Source organism: Paraburkholderia sp. J12, assembly GCF_905220215.1.
GTDB lineage: Bacteria > Pseudomonadota > Gammaproteobacteria > Burkholderiales > Burkholderiaceae > Paraburkholderia.
This window is the reverse complement of sequence record NZ_CAJMZC010000058.1, coordinates 1-338: the sequence shown is the minus strand read 5'-3', so window position 1 is coordinate 338 and position 338 is coordinate 1. Positions and strand designations below refer to the sequence as shown.

The following is a 338-nucleotide window of genomic DNA, read 5'->3' as shown; positions in this document are numbered from 1 at the left end:
TTCCACCAGCGACGCTTCGCGCCGTCACTGCCGGGCGCGGTCTCCGTGAACAGGTGCGCCGCGTCCTGCGGCAGGGCGGCGAACGGATAGGCCTGGATGACATCGGTTTGCTTCGCATGGTCACTCTTTTGCGGCGGCGTGCTTCCGCTGGGGTCTCTGTCGTATAGCGTGGTCCCACGGTCAATACGGAGAATCGTCGGGTCTGCGGACAGGCCAAGCTGGCTCCACTGGGTCGCGTTCGCGCAATTGGTGTTGACCCAGTCGCGCCCAGCCTTGATGAACGGCTTGATACTCCCGTCGCAGAACACCTCGATGTGCGCCATGCGCGTTCCAGCCGT

Annotated in this window: 1 pseudogene; it reads right to left on the bottom strand. The window is 64.2% G+C overall.

Annotated features, from left to right (window positions below):
- Positions 1-323: pseudogene (locus U5760_RS31590) on the bottom strand (glycoside hydrolase family 19 protein); the annotation flags it as partial.
- Between the last annotated feature and the right edge of the window lie 15 nt (positions 324-338).